This window comes from Streptomyces sp. NPDC048288 (assembly GCF_043201555.1).
Classification (GTDB): domain Bacteria; phylum Actinomycetota; class Actinomycetes; order Streptomycetales; family Streptomycetaceae; genus Streptomyces.
The window spans coordinates 49,358-70,167 of the sequence record NZ_JBICZD010000001.1; the positions used below are offsets into that span (position 1 = coordinate 49,358).

The window sequence follows — 20,810 nt, forward strand, 5'->3', positions numbered from 1 at the left end:
GCTCGGACCGGCGAACACGCCCTGTGGAGAACCGCGCGAGGCGCCCCCGGCAGGACTCGAACCTGCGGCCAAGCGCTTAGAAGGCGCCTGCTCTATCCACTGAGCTACGGGGGCCGGCTGTGCTGGCCTCGTACGCACTGCCCTGGTGCGGGCCGGTCCGTGACGTTGCCGGGGACAAGGATAGAACTCCCCGATCCTTGTCCCGGTTGCTTCGCCTCCGTGGCTCAATGTGGAGGTTCGGTGAAGCGGTCCTGATAATCGCAGGCAGGTACGAATCGTGCATCGCTTTTGGCGCCTGACGCACCGGGTGTTGTGCACTCGTTATGCCTGGACTGTGCCTCCGTCCCAGTCGTCCCTTCCGCCCGTTGTGTTCTGTCGGCGCGCAGACATGTCTATATGCTTCAGAATTCCCCTAAAATTGGGCATTCTTCGCATGTGGTGACCTTGGACGTACGGCCCCAGCTGCTCGACACACTGTCCGCCCTGCGCGACCGTGTCGCCGCCGCACGCTTCCCGCTGCCCCTGGCGGGGGCCCCACGCGCGCGTGCCAACCGCGACGAACTGCTCGCACAGCTCGACGACTATCTGGTGCCCCGCCTCAGAGAGCCCGAAGCGCCCCTTCTGGCCGTCGTGGGCGGATCCACCGGCGCCGGAAAGTCGACCCTCGTCAACTCCCTGGTGGGGCGCCGGGTCAGTGAGGCGGGCGTACTGCGCCCGACGACCCGCACACCCGTGCTGGTCTGCCATCCCGAGGACCATCACTGGTTCAGCGGGATGCGCGTGCTGCCCGACCTCACGCGCGAGTGGGTACCGCATCAGGAGCCCGGCGACGACCTCCTGCTGCCCGGAGAGACCTCCGCGCGCGTGCTGCGCGTCGAGACCGCCGACAGCCTCCCGCGCGGTCTGGCCCTGCTTGACGCCCCCGACATCGACTCCCTGGTCGTGGACAACCGGGTCCTCGCCGGGGCACTCATCTGCGCCGCCGACATCTGGGTGATGGTGACGACGGCCGCGCGGTACGCGGACGCCGTCCCCTGGCATCTGCTGCGCACCGCCAAGGAGTACGACGCCACCCTGGTGACCGTCCTCGACCGGGTACCCCACCAGGTCGTCTCCGAGGTATCCCGGCAGTACGGCGCGCTCCTCACCAAGGCCGGGCTCGGCGACGTGCCCCGGTTCACCGTGCCCGAGCTGCCCGAGTCGGCCTGGGGCGGCGGACTGCTCCCGGCCACCGCCGTGGCCCCGCTGCGGGCCTGGCTGGTCCATCAGGCACAGGACCCCGGCGCCCGCCGGAACACCCTGGCCCGGACCACCCAGGGCCTCCTGGACTCCCTCAAGGCCCGCATGCCCGAGCTGGCCGGTGCCGCCGCCGCCCAGTACGCCGCCGCGCTGCGTCTGACCTCGGCCGTCGACTCGGCGTACGACAGCGAGCAGGCGCGCGTGCGAGGACGCCTGCAGAGCGGCTCCGTCCTCGCCGGGGACGCCCTCAAGCGCTGGCGCGCCTTCCCCCTCGACTGCGCGGCGGGGGAACTCCTCGACGCGCTGGTGGAGAGCCTCGCCGCCCTGCTGCTGTGCTCCGTCACCGCCGCCGACGAACGTGTCGACGACGCCTGGCGCCGCGAGCCCGCCTCCGCCGCCCCCGGGCTGACCGGCCGCGACCCCTCGCTGGAGAGCGCCGAGCACCGCATCGGCCTCGCCGTCCGGCGCTGGCGGCGCGAGCTGGAGGAGTACGCCGAGGACGAGGTGCGCGAGCTGGACCGCAGTGTCGCCCCGGACGCCGAGGGCGTCGCCGCCCTGGTGGCCACCGCGTTGCTGGGCGGCCGCCGTACCAAGGCGGCGGGGGAGCGGCTCGCCGAGCGCATCGGCGCCCATGGCGCGCTGCGGCTGCGCGACCGCGCGGGACGGCTGCTCACCGAGCACGTGGACCGCGTCATGCACACCGAGCGCGAACGCCGGCTCGCCCCGCTCGACGCCCTGGACGTCCACCCCGAACCCCAGGCCGAACTCATCGCCGCCCTGTCCGTCCTCCAGAAGGAGAGGTGACCGGTGACCGCCGTCACTGACCACGACCACACGGATCACATGGAACGCATGGATCACACCAGTGACTACACCGGTGCCGGTGACCTCGACAGCGGCCCGACCACGCCGGACGCCACCGCGCCCGCCGCGGCGCCGGACCCGGATAGGGACAATCGGGACAGGGGCCGGGATCGGGGCCCGGACTCCGTCGGGGGCTCTGGTCCGGTCCCGGGACCGGCTTCCGCGCCACCCGCCGCCGCTCACACCACCCACGCTGCCCGCGCCGCCCAGGATCCGGAGTCTGACCTGGACAGGCGCGAAGGGGAGCGGGCGGATCACGCGGCCCCCGCCGAGGCCGCCGCCGGCACCGAGAACGTCCCGCACGCGCGCGTGCGGGAGCGGCGGGAGGCGGCCGACGACGACCCGGACCCGTCCGCCGCCGAGGACGCCTGGGACGACGGACTCATCGCCCGCCGGGTCACCGAGACCGCCAAACCGCCCGTCCCCGTCCTGGAGACCCGCGGCCCGGGCGCCCCGCCCCCCGCCCCGCTGGCGTACGACGGCCCGCTGCGCTCCCGCCTCGACGCCCTGCGCGAACTCGTCGGCCTCTCCCGCACCCGCCTCGACAGCCGCACCCTCGCCGAGGCCGGCCGGGTCCTGGACGAGGCGGCCACCCGGCGCAGGCTCTCCGGCCAGCACACCGTCGTCGCCCTCGCCGGCGCCACCGGCAGCGGCAAGTCGCAGCTGTTCAACGCGCTCGCCGGAGTGGCCATCTCGGAGACCGGCGTACGCCGCCCCACCACCGCCGCGCCCATCGCGTGCACCTGGAGCGACGGCGGCGGGGCCCTCATCGACCGGCTGGGCATCCCGGGCCGGCTGCGGCGGCGCCCGGTGCACAACCCGGAGGCGGACGCCGAACTGCGCGGCCTGATCCTGATCGACCTGCCCGACCACGACTCGGCCGCCGTCCAGCACCGCGAACAGGTCGACCGGATCCTGAAGCTGGTCGACGCCGTGATCTGGGTCGTCGACCCCGAGAAGTACGCCGACGCCGTCCTCCACGAGCGCTATCTGCGGCCCATGGCCGGTCACGCGGAGGTCATGTTCGTCGTCCTCAACCAGACCGACCGGCTCCCCGGCGAGGCCACCGAACAGGTCCTGCACGATCTGCGCCGGCTCCTCGACGACGACGGCATCGCCCTCGGCGAGTACGGCGACCCGGGCGCCACCGTGCTCGGGCTGTCCGCGCTCACCGGCGACGGCGTCGGTGAACTGCGCGAACTGCTCGGCCAGTTCGTGTCCGAGCGGGGCGCGGCGGCCCGCCGGGTCGCCGCCGACGTGGACGCCGCCGCGGACCGGCTGCGGCCCGTCTACGCCACCGGGCGGCGCGCCGGGCTCACCGAGGAGGCGCGCGACGAGTTCGCCGCCCGGCTCGCCGACGCGGTGGGCGCCACCGCCGCCGGCGAGGCCGCCGAACGGGCCTGGCTGCGCAACGCCAACCGGGCCTGCGGCACGCCCTGGCTACGGCTGTGGCGCTGGCGCCAGGGACGCAGCGAACTGCCCACCAGCCGCCTGCGGCCGGCCCAGCCCGAGGAGGAGGCCACCGCACGGCAGCGCGTCGAGCAGGCGGTGCGCACGGTCTGCGACCGGGCCTCGGCCGGACTGCCGGGGCCCTGGGCGCAGGCGGTGCGCGAGGCGGCCGTACGCGGCTCGCAGGGCCTGTCCGAGGCGCTCGACGAACTGGCCACCCGGGCCGGACTGCCGCCGGGGCGGCCCCCGCGTCCGGGCTGGTGGCCGGTGGCGGTGTTCGCCCAGGCGGCCATGACGCTCCTGCAGATCGTCGGCGGGCTGTGGCTGGTGGGGCAGATCGCCGGGTTCCTGGCGCCCAACCTGGGCCTCCCGGTGCTGCTGATGGTCGGCGGGATCGTCGGCGGGCCGCTGGTCGAGTGGGGCTGCCGGATGGCGGCCCGCGGCCCGGCCCGGCGGTACGGCCTGGACGCGGAGCGCCGGCTGCGCGAGGCCGCCGCCGGCTGCGGGCGGGCCCGGGTGCTGGATCCGGTGGCGGCCGAACTGCTGCGGTACCAGGAGGTGCGCGAGCAGTACGCGAGGGTGACGCGGACCGGGGCCGGGGTGGGGTGATCCCGCGGCGGACGGGCGTCACTCGTCCGGGTGAGGGAGTTCTCCACAGCCCGGATGCCCGTCCACAGCCCACGACGGCCCCGGCCCGGCGGCGGCACTCTGGTCCCACGGCGATCACGGCGACCACGGCGAACGCGGCGAACACGGACACGCTCGACGCATACGGGTGCGGACGCGCTTCGCGCGGTCGGTCGCCGCGATGGACACAGCCGACACAGCCGTACGGGACGACGGGCCCGTACGCGGATCCGCCCGGCCACGGCGGCCGGGCGAGGGAGGGGTTCGTGATGAACGAGACGATGGTCTGCGCGGTGGGCAACGTGGCGACGCAGCCGGTCTACCGGGAGCTGGCGGCGGGGCCGTCGGCACGGTTCCGGCTGGCGGTGACCGCGCGCTACTGGGACCGCGAGAAGAACGCGTGGACGGACGGGCACACCAACTTCTTCACGGTGTGGGCCAACCGCCAGCTCGCCTCCAACGCGGCGACCTCGCTGGCGGTCGGCGACCCGGTCGTCGTGCAGGGGCGGCTGAAGGTGCGCACCGAGAACCGGGAGGGCCAGCAGTGGGCCTCCGCCGACATCGACGCGGTGGCGATCGGCCACGACCTCGCCCGCGGTACGACGGCCTTCCGACGGTCCGGGAAACCGGAGACGGCGGCACCGGCACCGCCCCGGCCGGAACCGGACTGGGAGACACCGACGGAGTCCCCCGGCACCGCCGTACCCCAGCAGCCGGAACCGGTGGCGGCCGCCGAGGCGCTGACCTGAGGCGACGCGAAGTCGCCACGCACCGGGCCACGTTCACCACGGCCCGGCCGAACCGCGGCCGATCGAGCACCCCCTGACGGCTCGACGGCTCGACGCGGCTTATCGGCGAATGCGCTCCGAAGTGCCCGCCATGGCGACCGGGTGGATTTGTCGATAAGCCCCGCTCATCCGAGCTTCCGCGATAACGATTGCGGATCGGATCGCTCATCGGACCATCTCACCGGGAAAGGCCGGTCCGGCTGATCCATAGGATGCCGGGCATGGCCCCTGGGGCCGCTGATTCTGCTGGTGGGACCACCCCCCCCCGCGTCCAACGGGTCCTGCTCGAAGGGGAATTCTGTGCTCGCTGCGTTCTCTGGTTCCTCGGCGCCCCGCGCGTCCGCCAGGCACTCCGGTACGCCCGGGTCCGCGAGAGGCGTGGCCCGCCTCGCCGCCGCGACCCTGGTGTCCGGGCTGGTGGCCGCCGTCGTGCTGACCGGCGCCGGCCGGGCCACGGCCGACGACGGGACCCCTCAGGACCAGAGCGGGGCGACGGCGACCATAAACGGCCTGAAGACCTACGGCGAGGCCGTGGTCCACGGCGACAGCGGCGACGAGCAGGTGGCCGCGGGACTGTTCGAGATGTCCGTGGACGGCGGCGGCACGCTCCAGACGTACTGCGTCGACCTGCACAACCCCACCCAGCGGGACGCCAGGTACCACGAGACGGCCTGGAGCGGCACCTCGCTCGGCGCCAACAAGAGCGCGGGCAAGATCCGCTGGATCCTGCAGAACTCCTACCCGCAGGTCAACGATCTCGCCGCGCTCGCCCGCAAGGCCGGGGTCGGCAGCCTCACCGAACAGGACGCGGCGGCCGGCACCCAGGTGGCGATCTGGCGGTACTCGGACGGCGCGGACGTCGACGCCGTCGACCCGCAGGCGGAGAAGCTCGCCGACTACCTGGAGAAGAGCGCCCGCGGCCAGAACGAGCCGCAGGCCTCGCTGACCCTCACCCCGCCGGCCGTCTCCGGCCGCCCGGGCGGCCTGCTCGGCCCGGTGACGGTCCACACCAACGCGCGCACGGTCACCGTGATCCCGCCGTCCGACGCGGCCCTCAGCGGCGTACGGATCACCGACAAGACCGGCAAGCCGGTCAGCACGGCCGAGGACGGCAGCCAGCTCTACTTCAAGGTCCCCGACGACGCGGCTGGGGGCACCTCCCACGCGTCCAGCAGTGGGGGAGGTTCCGCCGAGCTCACCGTGCAGGCGTCGACCACGGTCCCCGTCGGCCGCGCCTTCACCTCCGAGAGCCGCAGCCAGACGCAGATCCTGGCGGGCTCCAGCGAGTCCACGGTCGCCGCGACCGCGAACGCGACCTGGGCGGAGCAGGGCGCCGTACCGGCCCTGTCGGCCCAGACGGACTGCGCCAGGAGCGCGGTGGACCTCACCGCGGCCAACACCGGCGACAAGCCGTTCACCTTCGAGCTGATGAGCACCGAGTACACCATTCCCGCGCGCACCTCGCGGACGGTGACCATCCCGCTCCAGGAGGACCAGGCCTACGACTTCACGATCACCGGCCCCAACGGTTTCGAGCGCCGCTTCACCGGCGTCCTCGACTGCAAGACCCAGGGCAGCGACGCGGGCCTCACCACCCAGACGCTCGCCGAGCCCAGCCCCGCCTCGGTCGGCGGCACCACCGGCGGCACCGTCAACCTCGCGGCCACCGGTGGCGACTCGGCGACCGGCGTGATCACGGGCGTGGCCATCGGCCTGGTGGTGATCGGCGGCGCGGTCCTGGTGATCCTCCGTCAGCGCGAGAACCAGCAGACCGACTGAGTGACTCCAGGACGGGAGCCCGGCCCGGCGGGCAGTATGGCGTCATGACCAACTCAGCTGACGCGTCGTCGTCCTCGGGCTCCATCCTGTCCCTGTGGTCGCACGACTCGGTGCTGTCGATCGGCTCATCGGGCTCCGTGCTCTCCATCGGCTCGGTGGGCTCGGCCCTGTCCATCGGCTCGGTCGGCAGCACTCTCTCGGCCGGCTCGATCGGCTCGGCCCTCTCCCTGTTCTCGGCCGGCTCCTGGCTGAGCACCGGCTCGGTCCTCTCGGCCCAGTCCCGCTGGTCCGTCCTCTCCTGGCGCTCCTCCCGCGCCTTCCGCTCGGCCGGGGTCGTGGGGGCGGCGGCGGTGACCGCCCTGCTCCTGGCCCGCACCCTGCACGGACCGGGCCAGGACACGCACCGCCGCACCGCTCCGTAGGCTCGGTCCGTCAGGCTCGGCGGCCGGTCAGGCCCAGCAGCCGTTGACCGTGGCCGCGAGGCCGTCCAGGGCGTCCTTGATGTCGGCCGGGGCGGCGGTGGAGTCGTTCTCGATGAAGGAGAAGACCTTCCACTGCCCGTCCTGGGCCTTCGTCAGGCCGCTCAGGGCGATCGCGCCGGTGAGGGTGCCGGTCTTGGCCTTGACCTTGCCGACGGCGCACTGCGAGTCCGCGGTGTCGAACCGGCCCCACTCGGGGCCCAGCGTGGAGCCCGCCTCGCCCGCGACGGGCAGGCCGTCCACGATGTACTTCAGGGTCTCGGCGTGGCGCGGGTCGGCGGCCAGGTCGAGGATGTCGGCGATGGTCTGCGCCGGGATCCGGTTGGCACGGGACAGCCCGCTGCCGTCGTGGATCTCGTAGTTGGCCAGCGAGATGCCGTACTGCCCGAGCACCTCGCGCACGACCGCCGTGCCGTCCTCGAAGGTGGCCGGGCGCCCGGCCGAGAGCGCGGTCATCCGCAGCAGCGTCTCGGCGATGTCGTTGTCGCTCACCTTGAGCATGTGCTTCACGACGGCGGACAGCGCGGCGGACCGGTGCGAGGCGACGGGGACGTCGCCCGGAGCGGCCACCCCGCGGGTGACCTCCCCGGTGACGGTGACGCCCTGCTGGGCGAGGGCCGCGGCGAAGACCTGCCCCGCGTCCAGGGAGGTGTCCGTCACCTGGTGGCCGTCGACCACCAACGCCCGTACCGGCGCGACGGAGTCGGGGTAGTAGCCGTCGTTCCAGCCGGTCGCGAGGGTGGGCTCGGGGAAGAGGCTGTCGTCGACCCGGACCCGCACCGAGGTGAGGCCCGCCTGCTTCAGCCCGGTGAGGGCGGTACTGGCCAGCTCGGTGAGATCCGCGGTGGTCAGGGTGCGGTCGCCGCCGCCGACGAGGGTGAGCGTGCCGTCGCCGCGGACGACCTTCGTGGTGAAGCGGTGGGCGGGGCCGAGGACGGTCAACGCGGCGGTCGCGGTGCCGAGTTTGGTGTTGGAGGCGGGCATCAGCGCGGTCGTCGCGCCGTGGCCCCAGACGGGCTTGCGGGACCCGGCGTCGAGGACGACCCCGCCGAGCGTGCTGCCGAGGCGGACGTCCTGGCTGCGGGTGTCCAGGTTGTCGGCGATCCGCTGCTCGGCCGGGTCCAGCACGGCGGTGGCCCGGCCGGCGGCGAAGGCGGCCGGAGCGGACAGGGCGGACAGGAACGTACCGGCGACGGGGACGGCGACCGCCAGCACGGCGGCCCGGCGGAGGGTGGAGGAAGAAAGGAACACGGGGTCTCGTAACCAATGCTCGTGGGGGCGTGGGTAGAAGGGAAAATAACAGCGCAAGATCAGCTACTTGTCAGCTTCCTGTGAAGAAGCGGCCTGGCGCCGCAGGCGCTCGGGAAGCGGTGTGCGGTAGTCGGGCAGCAGACGCTGGGCGCGGAAGGCCGACTTCAGGAAGAGGCGGACGGCGCGCTCGCGCCCGGGGCTCATCCAGCCGATCCGGTGGAGCCGGCAGACCCGCTCACCGGCGAGCCAGCGGGTCACGTCCCTGCCGAACGCCCGGAAGGGGGCGGGGAACCAGCGCTCGGCGAAGAAGTCCATCATCGCGGTCGCCACGCGCCGGCCGGCCTCCGTCTGCTCGTAGGGCCGGGAGTCGAACTTCGCGGCGAACTCGGTCATCGCGTCCCAGTCCTCGGGGAACGCCTCGCCGGCCAGCGGCCCGGACTCGCGTTCCAGGAGCCGGAAGAGCGTCCGTGCCCAGTGGTGCCACGCGATCTTCATGGGCTCGCTCGTACCGGGCAGCCCCAGCGAGGTCTGCAGCCGGTCGCCGAACGTGGCCAGCAGGACCAGGGGATAGACGAAGTCGTCGACGCCGTCGAAGTTGCCGGGCAGGTGCGGGGTGCGGCGGTCGACTCCCCGGTGGAGGCGGTTCAGCCGCTCGGCGGCCCCGCGGCCTCGCGGACTGGACAGGCCGTCCACCATCCAGGCCGTCAGGAAGGCGTTCCCGTCCCGGAACCGCCGGTCGGGCCGCGTCTCCAGCTTCCCGGTGTGGGCCAGGGTGGCGGCGGTCGCGGGCGGCTGCATCATGCGCATCGTGCCCGGATAGATCGTCATCGCCAGGGCGAACTCCGGGACGCGATGGCCGATGTAGAGCGAGATCATCCGCTCCCAGTCCGTCTCGGGGTCCATACCGGCCAGCTCACGCTCCACCCACCTGTAGCGACGGCGCACGGCCGGCTCCCCCTGCCCTCGTCAAGGTCTTCGTCAAGTGCCGTATGAGTCAAGGCACTTGACCCCTCCGTGGCGAAGAGGAGGACGCCGGGCAGCCGTCCGTCGATGCGAGGACTCGCTATGACGTGCGTCACGTCCGCCGGCCGGCCGGGGCCGTCACCGGGGTGGCAGCGGGCCGCCGCGGGTGGCCCAGGACAGCAGGGCGCGCGGCTCGCGTTCGGCGGCGGCGTCCAGGAGACGGTCGTACTCCTGCCTGCCCAGGGTGTGGACGAGCCGTTCCTCGCACGCGTCGCGCAGCGCGGCCATCTCCGGTGTGCCGCGCTGCGGATGACCGACCGTCTCCCAGAAACGGAGCGCGGCGCCGAAGGCGTGGGCGGCGGACCGCTCCTCCCCGGCGTCGGACAGCGCGATGGCGAGCACGTCCAGCGCCATGGCGATGCCGAAGTCGTCCCCGATGTGGCGTTTGGCGTCGAGTACCGCGCGGGCGTGCCCGACGGCGTCCAGGGTCCGTCCCTCCAGTACGGCGATGAGCGCGAGCTGGTGGTCCAGGTAGGACCGGGTCCAGTGCTCGTCCGAGGCGGCGCAGACCTCGTGCAGGCCCAGCGCCTCCGAGCGGGCCTGGTCCAGCCGGCCGGTCCCGGTCAGGGCGAAGATCCGGACGAGCCGGCACAACGCCGTCGCCGCCTCCGGCCGTCCGGACACCGGGCTCTCGGCCTCCCGGCCGTCCGCCTCCCGGCCGTCCGCCTCCCGCAGCGGCCCCTCGACGACGGTCAGCGCGGCCAGCGGGCGGCCCTCCAGCAGGTGCAGCAGACCCTCCAGATAGGCGGCCCTGCCCAGCCCCTCGGCGTCGAGCGCGGCCGTGGCCGCCCGCCGGCAGGCGACCGCCGTCTCCCGGGCCGGGCCGTGGTCCCCCTGGAGCGTCCGGGTCAGCCCAAGACTCCACAGCGCCTGTACCCGGCTCTCGTCCGGGCCCGCGTCGGGCACCAGCCGGATCGCCAGCTCCAGGTACTGCCGTGTCTCGTACAGATACCCGGAGCAGACCCAGAAGAAGGTGACATGACCGATCAGCTCCAGGGCGGCGGCCGGGTCGGTGGCCAGCAGGTGGTCGGCCGCGAGCCGGAGGTCGGAGTGGAGGAAGGCGATCCGCCGGTACCAGCCGCGCTGGGCGGGGCCGAACCACTCGGCGTGGGCCCGGCGGGTCTCGGCGAGCACATGGCCCGCGTGCCGGTCCGCGACCGTCGCGGTCTCGCCCAGCGCGGCCAGCCACCGGCGGCCGTACTCGCGGATCGCGTCGAGCATCCGGTACGTGCCGTGCCGTTCCGTGACGACCGACTTGGCGCACAGCGCGGCCAGGTGCTGCCGGACCGCGCCGGGCGAGAGGGGCCCGCCGGCGGCCACCTGGCAGGCGGTGTGGGCGTCGAAACGGCCCGGCAGATGGGACAGCCTCGCCCACAGCAGCCGCTCCAGGGGGCCGCACAGCTCGTGGCTCCAGCCGATCGTGGTCCGCAGCGCCGCGTGCCGGGGCGGTGTCGCGTACGGCGGCGCCACGGGCAGGTCCACGGCCGCGCGCGGCCGGGCGCACAGCTCCGCCAGCGGCATGGCCCGCAGCTGCGCGGCGGCGAGTTCCAGCGCCAGGGGCAGCCGCTCCAGCCGTTCGCACAAGGCCGTGGCCAGCTCCCGGTCCTCCTCGTCCTTGAGCGGACTGCCGGCCGCCGCGGCGCGGTCGGCGAACAGGGCGAGCGCCTCGTGCACGGACGCCGGCGGCTCGACCGGCAGCACCGACTCGCCCCGGACCCGCAGCGGCTCCCGGCTGGTGGCCAGGACGCGCAGGTTCGGACAGGACGTCAGAAGGTCGCCCACCAGGTCACGGCACTCGGCCGGCAGATGCTCGCAGCAGTCGAGCACCAGCAGGATCCGACGGGCCCCCACCCATGAGCGGACCGCCTCCGCGGGCGGCCGCGCGGTGTGGTCGGAGAGCCCCAGGGCGCCCGCGACGGTGGCGGCGAGCAGCGCGGGGTTGTGCAGCGGCGACAGATCCGCCCAGGCGACGCCGTCCACACCGGCCGGCGTGCCCAGCGCCACGACGCGCCGCGCGAGCCGGGTCTTGCCGACCCCGCCCGGCCCGGTCAGCGTGACCAGCCGCCCCCTGAACAGCGCCGCCCCGATCCGACGCAGCTCCGCGGCCCGACCGACGAAGGAACTCTCGTCATCCGGCATCGTCCTCAGCACCGCGCCATCCTCCCGCACCCCCCGGCACCCGCCCCCCGCCTCCACTCTTCCCCCAGCCCCCACCACACCCCTGGCCTGTCACAACCCCCCCACCCACCCGCCCCCTCACCCACCCGCCCCGACGTTGACGCGCCCTCCCCGCGCCCCACCGCCGACCGGCGGGACGACCGGCGCAACCACGTCAGCCTCCCCAGCCTCCCCGGTGATCCGTCGCCGGCACGACGCCAGCCACCATCAGCCATGACCACCCCCGCTCCCTTGAGCGAAACCCCAGGTCACAGCCCCCTGACCTAACGAGTTTCCGCGCAGGGCTGGCCTTACGGCAAGATGGGGTGTATCTGCCCACTGCCAGATTTCAAACTGCCGGACGGTTTCTCTTGGCTGAGTACATCTACACCATGCGCAAGACGCGCAAGGCAATCGGCGACAAGGTCATCCTTGACGACGTCTCGCTGAACTTCCTGCCCGGCGCGAAGATCGGTGTGGTCGGGCCGAACGGTGCGGGTAAGTCGACCATTCTGAAGATCATGGCGGGGCTGGACCAGCCGTCGAACGGTGACGCCTTCCTGTCGCCCGGGTACAGCGTCGGCATCCTGATGCAGGAGCCGAAGCTCAACGAGGACAAGACCGTCCTGGAGAACGTCCAGGAGGGTGTCGCCGAGGTCAAGGGCAAGCTCGACCGGTTCAACGAGATCGCCGAGCTGATGGCGACCGACTACTCCGACGCGCTGCTCGACGAGATGGGCAAGCTGCAGGAGGAGCTCGACCACGCCAACGCCTGGGACCTGGACGCTCAGCTGGAGCAGGCCATGGATGCGCTCGGCTGCCCTCCCGGCGACTGGGAGGTCACCACCCTCTCCGGTGGTGAGAAGCGGCGTGTGGCGCTCTGCAAGCTGCTGCTGGAGGCCCCCGACCTGCTGCTCCTCGACGAGCCCACCAACCACCTCGACGCCGAGTCGGTGAACTGGCTGGAGCAGCACCTCGCCAAGTACGAGGGCACCATCGTGGCCGTGACCCACGACCGGTACTTCCTCGACAACGTGGCCGGCTGGATCTGCGAGGTCGACCGCGGCCGGCTGCACGGCTACGAGGGCAACTACTCCAAGTACCTGGAGACCAAGGCCACCCGTCTCAAGGTCGAGGGCCAGAAGGACGCCAAGCGGCAGAAGCGGCTCAAGGAAGAGCTGGAGTGGGTGCGGTCCAACGCCAAGGGGCGTCAGGCCAAGTCCAAGGCCCGCCTCGCCCGCTACGAGGAGATGGCCGCCGAGGCCGACAAGATGCGGAAGCTGGACTTCGAGGAGATCCAGATCCCGCCGGGCCCCCGGCTCGGCAGCATCGTCGTCGAGGTCACCAACCTCTCCAAGGGCTTCGGCGACAAGGTCCTCATCGACGACCTCAGCTTCACGCTGCCGCGCAACGGCATCGTCGGCGTCATCGGCCCGAACGGCGCCGGCAAGACCACCCTCTTCAAGATGATCCAGGGTCTGGAGACCCCGGACTCCGGCGACATCAAGGTCGGCGAGACCGTCAAGATCTCGTACGTCGACCAGAGCCGCGCCAACATCGACCCGAAGAAGACCCTGTGGGCGGTCGTCTCCGACGAGCTGGACTACATCAACGTGGGCCAGGTCGAGATGCCGAGCCGCGCCTACGTCTCCGCCTTCGGGTTCAAGGGCCCGGACCAGCAGAAGCCGGCCGGTGTGCTCTCCGGCGGTGAGCGCAACCGCCTCAACCTGGCGCTCACCCTCAAGCAGGGCGGCAACCTGCTGCTCCTCGACGAGCCGACGAACGACCTCGACGTCGAGACGCTCAGCAGCCTTGAGAACGCGCTCCTTGAGTTCCCGGGCGCGGCCGTGGTCGTCTCCCACGACCGCTGGTTCCTCGACCGGGTCGCCACCCACATCCTCGCCTACGAGGGCGAGTCCAAGTGGTTCTGGTTCGAGGGCAACTTCGAGTCGTACGAGAAGAACAAGATCGAGCGGCTCGGACCGGACGCCGCGCGTCCGCACCGTGCCACCTACAAGAAGCTGACCCGGGGCTGATCGGTCTTGCGCCACATCTACCGCTGCCCGCTGCGCTGGTCCGACATGGACGCGTACGGCCATGTCAACAACGCGGTCTTCGTCCGCTACCTGGAGGAGGCCCGGATCGACTGGCTGTTCCGGCCGGACAAGGAGTTCAAGCAGGGGTCGGTCGTGGCGCGCCACGAGATCGACTACAAGCGGCAGCTCGTCCACCGGCACCACCCGGTCGACATCGAGCTGTGGGTCACCGAGATCAGGGCCGCGTCCTTCACCGTCACCTACGAGGTGAAGGACGAGGACCTGGTCTACGTAACGGCCTCGACGGTCGTCGTGCCGTTCGACTTCGAGAGCGGGCGGCCGCGCCGGATCACGGCCGACGAGCGGGACTTCCTCGCGGAGTACCGCGACGACGACAAGGAGGAGGCCGTCGCCGCATGACGGTGCTCCATCTGGCCGACGAGGGGGAGACGGCGGACCTCGCCGCCTTCCTCTCCCGGCTGCTCCACTACGACCGCTCGGCCGCGGTACGGCTGCAGGCGGCCGGTACCGCGCTCGCCGTCTTCGGCCGGCCGCCGTCCTTCGAGGTGCTGGCGATCCGCGCGGTGCGGCTCGCGAAGCCGTACGAGGACGGGCTCGACGTCACCCTCGACGTGACCGTGTCGGCGGGGGAACTGCTGGAGTCGCTCGACGAGCCGGCCGCCACCGCCGCCGTGCCGGGGGCGGTGACCGGCCCGCCGTGGGCCGGGGTGCTGCCGCCCAGGGGCGGCTGGCAGCCGGAGCCCGGGCTCCCCGTGCCGCAGGCGCTGGGCGCCACGGTGGCCGCCGCGGTGCGCGAGTTCCGGTCCCGTACGCAGGAGTTGGCGCCGGACGGCCGTACCCGGGCCGAACTCGACCGGATCGGGCGGGACATCTGGTCCCGGACCGTCGGCGGCACTCCGCTCCCGGTACGGGCCGTGCACGCCGCCCAGTCACTGGGCTTCCTGCGGCCGGCCGACGAGGCCGTGCTGTTGTCCTCGGGAGCGTGGCTGCGGCTGCGCACGCCGTTCGGGTCGGTCGCCGTACGGCGGGCGGGCCTCGGGGCGCTCGGCGTCAGCGTCCGCTGAGCGCGAGCGCCGGGCGCGGTCAGTCGGGGGTGTTGACCATCGAGGCGGCCGCGTAGGTGAGGTAGTTCCAGAGCTGTTCCCGGTGCTCCTCGGAGAGGCCCAGCTCGTCCACCGCCACCCGCATGTGCCGCAGCCAGGCGTCGTGCGCCGCCCGGTCCACGGTGAACGGGGCGTGCCGCATCCGCAGCCGCGGATGGCCGCGGTTGTCGCTGTACGTCGTGGGGCCGCCCCAGTACTGGATCAGGAACAGGGTGAGCCGTTCCTCGGCCGGGCCCAGGTCCTCCTCGGGGTACATCGGCCGCAGGAGCTCGTCCTCGGCGACCCCCTCGTAGAACCGGTGGACCAGCCGGCGGAACGTCTCCTCCCCGCCGACCTGCTCGTAGAAGGTCTTCTCCTGAAGCGTGCCGCGCCGAATCTCTCTCACCCGTACATGGTCTCAGACGGGGTGACCGAGGACTCAAGGCTTAGGACCGGGAGCGCGGGCGGAGCGGGGGCGCGGATCTAGGGTGGACGCATGGGCGCCTACGACGCGCAGACCGACGCGCAGACCGAGGGGCAGGCCGCCGCGGCGCGGGCCGGGCTGGTGCGGGAGATCGACGCGGAGGGCGTCTGGGCCGGGGAACCGGTGTGGCGGGAGGCGTTCGCGGCGGTGCCCCGGCATCTGTTCGTGCCGTACTACTACGTCGCCGGGGAGTGCGGCTACGAGCGCCGGTGGGGCGAGAGCCCGGACCGCGGGGCCCGGGAACGGTGGCTGCGCGGGGCGTACGAGGACGTCCCGCTGGCCACCCGGCTGCGGGACGGTGAGCTGCTGTCGTCCAGCAGCCAGCCGTCGCTGATGGCGCGGATGCTGGTCGAGCTGCGGGTGTCCGAGGGGGACCGGGTGCTGGAGGTCGGGGCGGGGACCGGGTACAACGCGGCGCTGCTGGCGCACCGCCTTGGCGACGACGGTCTGGTCACGACCGTCGACGTGGATCCGGAGATCGCCGAGTCCGCGCGGCGCCATCTGGCGGCGGCGGGATACCGGCCCGCCGTGGTCACGGGGGACGGGGCGCGGGGGGTGCCGGAGCGGGCGCCGTTCGACCGGATCATCGCGACCTGCGCGCTGCCGGGTGTGCCGCGGGCGTGGGTCGGGCAGTGCGCGGAGGGGGCGCGGATCCTGGCGCCGGTGTCCACGGGGCTGCTGGCGCTGACCGTGCGGGGCGGGGGTGCCGAGGGGAGGTTTCTGCCGTCGGCGGCGTTCTTCGTGCCGTTGCGGGGGGTGGAGCGGGTCGCGGGCGTGGGGGACGCGGGCGGGGTGCCGGCCGGGGCGCTGGGGGACGAGTCGTTCCAGTTCCTGGCGGAGCTGACCCGGGGGGTGCTCAGTCCCCGGGAGGCCTACGAGGTGTGGGCGCGGGAGGGCATGCCCGGGCGGGAGCGGTACGGGGTGAGCGTGGAGGAGGGTGGGGAGGGCGGGGAGTGGGTGTGGCTGGATGACCGGGAGGGGCCGTGTGTGTGGCCGCTCCCGGTCTGACGTCGGCCGCGGGTTGTGGTGGGTTGCTCGCGCCCACGCGGCGGAGCCGCAGATTGATACGGCCTCGCGCCCCTTTCGGGGCGCTGCAGCTCAGCCCCGTCGAATAGTGATCGTCGTCCAGGCGCCCACGTGCACCCGGTCCCCGTCCTGCAGCGGTACCGGGACGAACGGCTGGATGGGTTCCTCGCAGCCGTTCACCGTGGTGCCGTTGGTGGAGTTCTGGTCGACGACCGCCCAGCTGCCGTCGGGCTGCTGGACCAGGACCGCGTGCTGGTGGGAGACGCCCGGGTCCTCCGGCGGTACCGCGAGGTCGATGTCGGGGGTGTCGCCGGTGGAGTGCCGGCGGCGGCCGATGGTGACCTGGTTGCCGCTGAGGGCGCGCTGCTGCTCGGGGGAGTACGCGGGCAGGTTGAGGCCGGCCGCCTCGGGGCCCGAGCGCTGCATCATCGCCATGAAGTACTCGCGGTCCGGGCCGATCGTGGCCGTCCAGGTCGCCGGAGCCTGCGGGGCCTGCGGGAAGCCGGGGCCGGGCGGGGCCTGGGTGGCGCCGGGCTGCGGGTAGCCGTAGCCGCCCGGACGAGCGGGAGCGCCGGGGCCGGCCGGGCCCGTGGCCGACGGCGGGGAGATCACCCAGTCGTCGTCGGCGCCGCCGAAGGGCGGACCGCCGGCCGGGGGCCGGGTGGTCTCCTGCGGGAAGCCGGGCGGCGCGGGCGGCGCGGACTGCTGGAAGGCGCCGGGAGCGCCACCGGCGGTCTGCGGCGGGACCGGCGGCCGGGACGGGTCCCCGCCGAAGGGACCGGCGGCCGGACCGCCGGAGGGGTCGCGGGTGAAGGGGCCGGCGGCCTGGCCGGTGCCGGGGGCGCCGCCGAAGGCGGACGGGCCGCCCTGGTTCTGGCCCGGAGCACCGCCGTACGGCGAGGGCGGCGCCGAGGGCCCGCGCTCGCCACCGAAGGGCGGGGGACCCTGCTGGCCGCGGTCGCCGCCGAAGGCCGGGGGGCCCTGCTGGCCGCGGTCGCCGCCGAACGGCGGGGGGCCCGACTGGCCGCGGTCGCCGCCGTACGCCGGGGGGCCCTGCTGGCCGCGGTCGCCGCCGAACGGCGGGGGACCGGACTGGCCGCGGTCGCCGCCGTACGCCGGGGAGCCCTGCTGGCCGCGCTCGCCGCCGAACGGCGTGGGGCCCGAGGGCTCGCTGCCGAAGGAGGGGATGGGCTCGGCGGGGCGGTTCATCTGCGAGGGGCGCGAGCCCTGGTACTCGTACGAGTCGGTGTTGCCGCCGTAGGACGGCGGGGCGGGCGGCCGGAAGGTCGGCGCGGCCGGGCCGCCGCCCGCAGACGGGCGCGGGGCGGCGGGGGTGTACGAGGTGGCCGTGTTGGTGAGGAAGTTCCAGCGGCACTCCTCGCAGAACGGCGCACCGCCCTCACGGGGCGTACGGCACTGCGGGCACAGCTCCGGCTCGGGCGAGTTCGGCACCGAGGAGAGATGACGGCCGCCGGCCGGGCCACCGGCCTGCGCGCCGGGCGCGGGCGGCGGGAAGCCGTAGCCGCCGCCGGAAGTCGGCGGGGGCGGGGGCGGCGGAGGCACGGCACCGGCCATGCGGTGACCGCACACCTCGCACCAGTCGTCGGAAACCGACTGGTGTCCGTTCGGGCAGGTCGGCATGTCGGTGCTTCCCTCTCTGTCCTGCGTGCACTGCTAGGCCATGTACTGCTGGTTCACTTCTTTACACGAACAGTCTTTGTGGACCTTGTCTCGAGAGTCATCTCGTCGGCCTCCGCAACCTTCGCTTTCAGTCGCACAGTACCCGTCGCGGCGTCGACCACGTCCACCACCTTCGCAAGCAGTTTCGCAGTATCCGCGTTCCCGGAAGCGCTTGCCAACTGAACGGCCCGACCCAGTTTGGCGGTTGCTCCGTCCATATCGCCCGCTTTGCGGAGATCCAGCCCCTGTTGGATGGCTTGTGCCAGTTCGGCCTGGCCGGTGTAGTGGGCGACCTGGGGGTTGATGGAGGTGGAGGCGGCCATGTCGTCCGTCCAGACCGCCCTGATCAGGCCCTGCGCGCCCAGGTTCTGGACGCTTCCGTCGGGCTGCGGGACGACCAACGAGACGCGGGCGGCGAGCATTTCCTGGCCGAGACCGGCCGAGGGGACCTCCACGCAGACGTGGTAGTCGCGGGACTCGTCGCCCCAGGAGCCGGTCGGGTAGTCGCCGGCGCGCGGCCCGGCCTCGGTGCGGCGGTCGGTCAACTGCTCCACGGTGGGCGCCACTTGCTTGACGAACTTGATGGCCGTGCCGACCGGCGTCCACAGCCGCAGCGCCACGTCCGCGACCTCCTTGCCCATCGCCGTCTCCATCATCTGCGTGAAGTCGGCGGCCAGACCGGTGGGATCGGCGACGATGTCGGCGGTGCCGAGCAGCGCGGAGGCTATCCCTGTGACTTCTTTCACTTCCCAGTCGGTGCCCACGCCCCGGGCGTCACAGGTGAAGCGTCCGGCGCAGGAGTCCAGGGCGGCCTTCAGGTCCTCGGGCGACTCGTGCTCGTTGCGGCCGTCGGTGAGCAGGATGCCGTGCCGGATGGCGACGTCCGCGGACGAGAGAAGCCGGTCGGCGAGGCGCAGCCAGGTGCCGATCGCCGTACCGCCGCCCGCGCTCAGCCTGCGCAGCGCCTGCTTGGCCTGCTCCCGGGTGGTGCGGTCGGCCACCGCGAGCGCGCCGCCGCCCGGGTAGACCTCCTTGGCGACATGGGTGCCGCCGATCACCGCGAAGTGGGTGCCGTCGCGCAGGGTGTCGATCGCGGCCGCCGTGGCGTCCCGGGCGTTGCGCATCTTGGTGGGCGGGTAGTCCATCGACCCCGAGCAGTCGACCATGACCGCCACCCCGGCGGAGGGCCCCTGCCCGGGTGCGTACGACGCCCCGACCGCGGTCCCGACGGTGCCTCCGCCGGTCGACGTCACCGTGACGATCGCGTTGACCTCACGGCCGCCGTCCGGCAGGTACTCGTTCTGGTACACGTCCACCGAGAACTGCGGCACGCTCGATTTCGAGAAATTGGCCATGACTGCTCCGGTCCCCCTCCACCCCACGCCTGATGGGTGCTGACGATGTGCGGACCGGTCCCCTCCGGTCCGCGGGTACTTCCCCGTTTGCGGCCGTTTTGCGCGGCCTCAGGCGGATCCTGCCCCCTGCGCGGTCGCCGGGAACGGCAGCAGCGCCACTGTTACGTTGTCGTGGCCCCCGCCGTCCAGGGCGTGACCGACCAGGACCCGGGCCGCGTGCAGCGGTCGTAGCGCGGCGTCGGCGGGGAGGACATCGGACATCTCCTCGGCCGTCTCCGCGTAGTTCCACAGACCGTCCGTGCACACCACCACCACACCAGGCCGGTCCGGCTTGAAGGAAGCGGTGTGCGGCTCCAGTTCGTAGGCGTCGGCGCCGAGCCAGCCGGTGATCGCGTGGGCGCGCTCGTCGGCGTACGCCTCCGCCTCGCTCATCAGCCCCGCGGCCACCATCTGCGCGGCCCAGGAGTCGTCCTCGGTGAGCCGGGCCGCCGGTGAGCTCCGGTCCACCGGCACCCAGTAGGCGCGGCTGTCGCCGACCCAGCCGACGACCAGCAGGCCAGGGGTGACGATCGAGCCGACGATCGTGCACGCCGGGGCGTTCTGGTGCGGGGTGTGCTCCCTGGCCGAGGGCGGCTCCTCGGCGAGGGCGTTCACCGCCTGGGAGGCGGCGACGATCGCCTCGTGCATCGCCTGCTGCGGATGCGTGCCCTGGCCCAGCGCGGCCAGCAGCGCCTCGCCCGCGGCCCGGGAGGCGGCCATGGAGGCCTCGTCGGGGCGGGTCGCCGAGGAGACGCCGTCGCAGACGACCGCCAGGGTGGCCGGGGTGCCGTCGGGCAGCGCGGTGTGCTCGACGGCGAACGCGTCCTCGTTGCGGTGGTGGCGCAGCCCGCGGTCGCTGACGGCGGCCACCGGACCGGACTCCTGCTCCATGTGGTCGCGCTCGCGCGGCTGGGCGTGCCCGCAGTTCTCGCAGTATCCGTCGTCGTCGACCCGGCCCGCGCGGCAGGCCACGCACACCTTCGGGGTCTCTATGGTGTCGGCGGACCCGGAGGTGTCGGCGGTGTCGGCGGTCTCCGCGGCGGAGGCGGCGATCCTCGGGTCGGGTGCCTGCAGCGGGTAGTCGTCCGGCTCCGGCGGCCGGTCGAAACGCACCCCGGAGGCAGGCGACACCGGCGAACCGTGCGCCGGAGTACCGGGCAGCGGCTTGCCGCCCGAGTCCGTGCCGGGCAGATCCGTCGGCAGATGCGGGGCCGCGGGCGTACCGGGACTCTCCGGTTCGGGCGGGGGCCAGTCCACACCCGAGGATCCCACACCGGAGGCGCCCATGGTGAGGGTCGGGTGGTCCTGCGGCGCGGCGGGCACGGCCGACAGGTCGTACCCGCACGCACCGCAGAAGAGATCACCCGATTCGAGGGGCTCGGCGCAGCTCGGGCACTTCGCCGGTGCGGCCTGCTGGGGCATCTGCGACAT

General features: G+C 73.3%; 16 protein-coding genes and 1 tRNA gene. 9 read left to right on the forward strand and 8 right to left on the reverse strand.

From position 1 onward, the window contains the following. Positions 1–41: 41 nt before the first annotated feature. A tRNA-Arg gene (locus ACGFZS_RS00225) sits at positions 42–114 on the reverse strand. A gap of 321 nt (positions 115–435) precedes the next feature. Here ACGFZS_RS00225 and ACGFZS_RS00230 point away from each other — a divergent pair. From ACGFZS_RS00230 to ACGFZS_RS00250, 5 genes are all read left to right on the forward strand, one after another. Next, positions 436–2,043 (forward strand): dynamin family protein, encoded by a 1,608-nt coding sequence (locus ACGFZS_RS00230; RefSeq protein WP_393793235.1) that lies wholly within the window; start codon positions 436–438, stop codon positions 2,041–2,043. Positions 2,044–2,046: 3 nt separating this feature from the next. Then, the gene (locus ACGFZS_RS00235) at positions 2,047–4,161 is read left to right on the forward strand and encodes a YfjP family GTPase (RefSeq protein WP_393793236.1); all 2,115 of its coding nucleotides are present in this window, start codon (positions 2,047–2,049) and stop codon (positions 4,159–4,161) included. 287 nt (positions 4,162–4,448) lie between these two features. After that, positions 4,449–4,928, forward strand: coding sequence for a single-stranded DNA-binding protein (locus ACGFZS_RS00240; protein WP_393793237.1), 480 nt, complete (start codon positions 4,449–4,451; stop codon positions 4,926–4,928). 417 nt (positions 4,929–5,345) lie between these two features. After that, on the forward strand, positions 5,346–6,746 hold the full coding sequence (locus ACGFZS_RS00245) for a Cys-Gln thioester bond-forming surface protein (protein ID WP_393793238.1): 1,401 nt from the start codon (positions 5,346–5,348) through the stop codon (positions 6,744–6,746). Between the two features lie 44 nt (positions 6,747–6,790). Further along, positions 6,791–7,168, forward strand: coding sequence for a hypothetical protein (locus ACGFZS_RS00250; protein WP_393793239.1), 378 nt, complete (start codon positions 6,791–6,793; stop codon positions 7,166–7,168). Positions 7,169–7,195: 27 nt separating this feature from the next. Here the strand turns inward: ACGFZS_RS00250 and dacB are convergent, their stop codons facing one another. The 3 genes from dacB to ACGFZS_RS00265 form a co-directional block, all read right to left on the reverse strand. After that, positions 7,196–8,476, reverse strand: coding sequence for a D-alanyl-D-alanine carboxypeptidase/D-alanyl-D-alanine-endopeptidase (gene dacB, locus ACGFZS_RS00255; protein ID WP_393793240.1), 1,281 nt, complete (start codon positions 8,474–8,476; stop codon positions 7,196–7,198). Between the two features lie 63 nt (positions 8,477–8,539). Continuing rightward, positions 8,540–9,421 (reverse strand): DUF2236 domain-containing protein, encoded by an 882-nt coding sequence (locus ACGFZS_RS00260; protein ID WP_393793241.1) that lies wholly within the window; start codon positions 9,419–9,421, stop codon positions 8,540–8,542. A gap of 156 nt (positions 9,422–9,577) precedes the next feature. After that, positions 9,578–11,650, reverse strand: coding sequence for an ATP-binding protein (locus ACGFZS_RS00265; RefSeq protein ID WP_393793242.1), 2,073 nt, complete (start codon positions 11,648–11,650; stop codon positions 9,578–9,580). Positions 11,651–12,027: 377 nt separating this feature from the next. Here ACGFZS_RS00265 and ettA point away from each other — a divergent pair, with 377 nt between their 5' ends. Genes ettA through ACGFZS_RS00280 form a run of 3 tightly spaced genes read left to right on the forward strand, consistent with a single transcriptional unit; the run spans position 12,028 to position 14,777 of the window. Continuing rightward, the gene (gene ettA / locus ACGFZS_RS00270; protein ID WP_393793243.1) at positions 12,028–13,692 is read left to right on the forward strand and encodes an energy-dependent translational throttle protein EttA; all 1,665 of its coding nucleotides are present in this window, start codon (positions 12,028–12,030) and stop codon (positions 13,690–13,692) included. Positions 13,693–13,698: 6 nt separating this feature from the next. Continuing rightward, positions 13,699–14,112, forward strand: a complete 414-nt coding sequence (locus ACGFZS_RS00275; RefSeq protein ID WP_393793244.1) for an acyl-CoA thioesterase — start codon at positions 13,699–13,701, stop codon at positions 14,110–14,112. Beyond that, entirely contained in the window at positions 14,109–14,777 is a 669-nt protein-coding gene (locus ACGFZS_RS00280; protein ID WP_393793245.1) for a hypothetical protein, read from the forward strand. Before ACGFZS_RS00275 ends, ACGFZS_RS00280 begins: the two co-directional genes overlap by 4 nt. 19 nt (positions 14,778–14,796) lie before the next feature. Here the strand turns inward: ACGFZS_RS00280 and ACGFZS_RS00285 are convergent, their stop codons facing one another. Beyond that, positions 14,797–15,201 carry a globin gene (locus ACGFZS_RS00285; RefSeq protein WP_355711757.1) on the reverse strand — a complete coding sequence of 135 codons (405 nt, stop codon included), beginning with the start codon at positions 15,199–15,201 and terminating at the stop codon, positions 14,797–14,799. Positions 15,202–15,291: 90 nt separating this feature from the next. On the opposite strand from ACGFZS_RS00285, the gene ACGFZS_RS00290 reads away from it, so the two are divergent. After that, positions 15,292–16,287, forward strand: coding sequence for a methyltransferase domain-containing protein (locus ACGFZS_RS00290; RefSeq protein ID WP_393793246.1), 996 nt, complete (start codon positions 15,292–15,294; stop codon positions 16,285–16,287). A 90-nt stretch (positions 16,288–16,377) separates the two neighbouring features. Here the strand turns inward: ACGFZS_RS00290 and ACGFZS_RS00295 are convergent, their stop codons facing one another. From ACGFZS_RS00295 to ACGFZS_RS00305, 3 genes are all read right to left on the reverse strand, one after another. Beyond that, complete coding sequence (locus ACGFZS_RS00295) at positions 16,378–17,946, reverse strand: FHA domain-containing protein (protein ID WP_393793247.1); 1,569 nt, start codon at positions 17,944–17,946, stop codon at positions 16,378–16,380. Positions 17,947–17,999: 53 nt separating this feature from the next. Next, positions 18,000–19,340: a VWA domain-containing protein gene (locus tag ACGFZS_RS00300; protein ID WP_393793248.1), complete on the reverse strand. Its 1,341-nt coding sequence runs from the start codon at positions 19,338–19,340 to the stop codon at positions 18,000–18,002. A 108-nt stretch (positions 19,341–19,448) separates the two neighbouring features. Further along, entirely contained in the window at positions 19,449–20,810 is a 1,362-nt protein-coding gene (locus tag ACGFZS_RS00305; RefSeq protein ID WP_393793249.1) for a protein phosphatase 2C domain-containing protein, read from the reverse strand.

Bases quoted from the DNA above. Each gene is read 5' to 3' on its own strand.
- ACGFZS_RS00295 (WP_393793247.1), bottom strand. From the start codon at position 17,946: ATGCCGACCTGCCCGAACGGACACCAGTCGGTTTCCGACGACTGGTGC.
- ACGFZS_RS00305 (WP_393793249.1), bottom strand. From the start codon at position 20,810: ATGTCGCAGATGCCCCAGCAGGCCGCACCGGCGAAGTGCCCGAGCTGC.
- ACGFZS_RS00280 (WP_393793245.1), top strand. From the start codon at position 14,109: ATGACGGTGCTCCATCTGGCCGACGAGGGGGAGACGGCGGACCTCGCC.
- ACGFZS_RS00240 (WP_393793237.1), top strand. From the start codon at position 4,449: ATGAACGAGACGATGGTCTGCGCGGTGGGCAACGTGGCGACGCAGCCG.
- ACGFZS_RS00290 (WP_393793246.1), top strand. From the start codon at position 15,292: ATGGGCGCCTACGACGCGCAGACCGACGCGCAGACCGAGGGGCAGGCC.
- ACGFZS_RS00250 (WP_393793239.1), top strand. From the start codon at position 6,791: ATGACCAACTCAGCTGACGCGTCGTCGTCCTCGGGCTCCATCCTGTCC.
- ACGFZS_RS00300 (WP_393793248.1), bottom strand. From the start codon at position 19,340: ATGGCCAATTTCTCGAAATCGAGCGTGCCGCAGTTCTCGGTGGACGTG.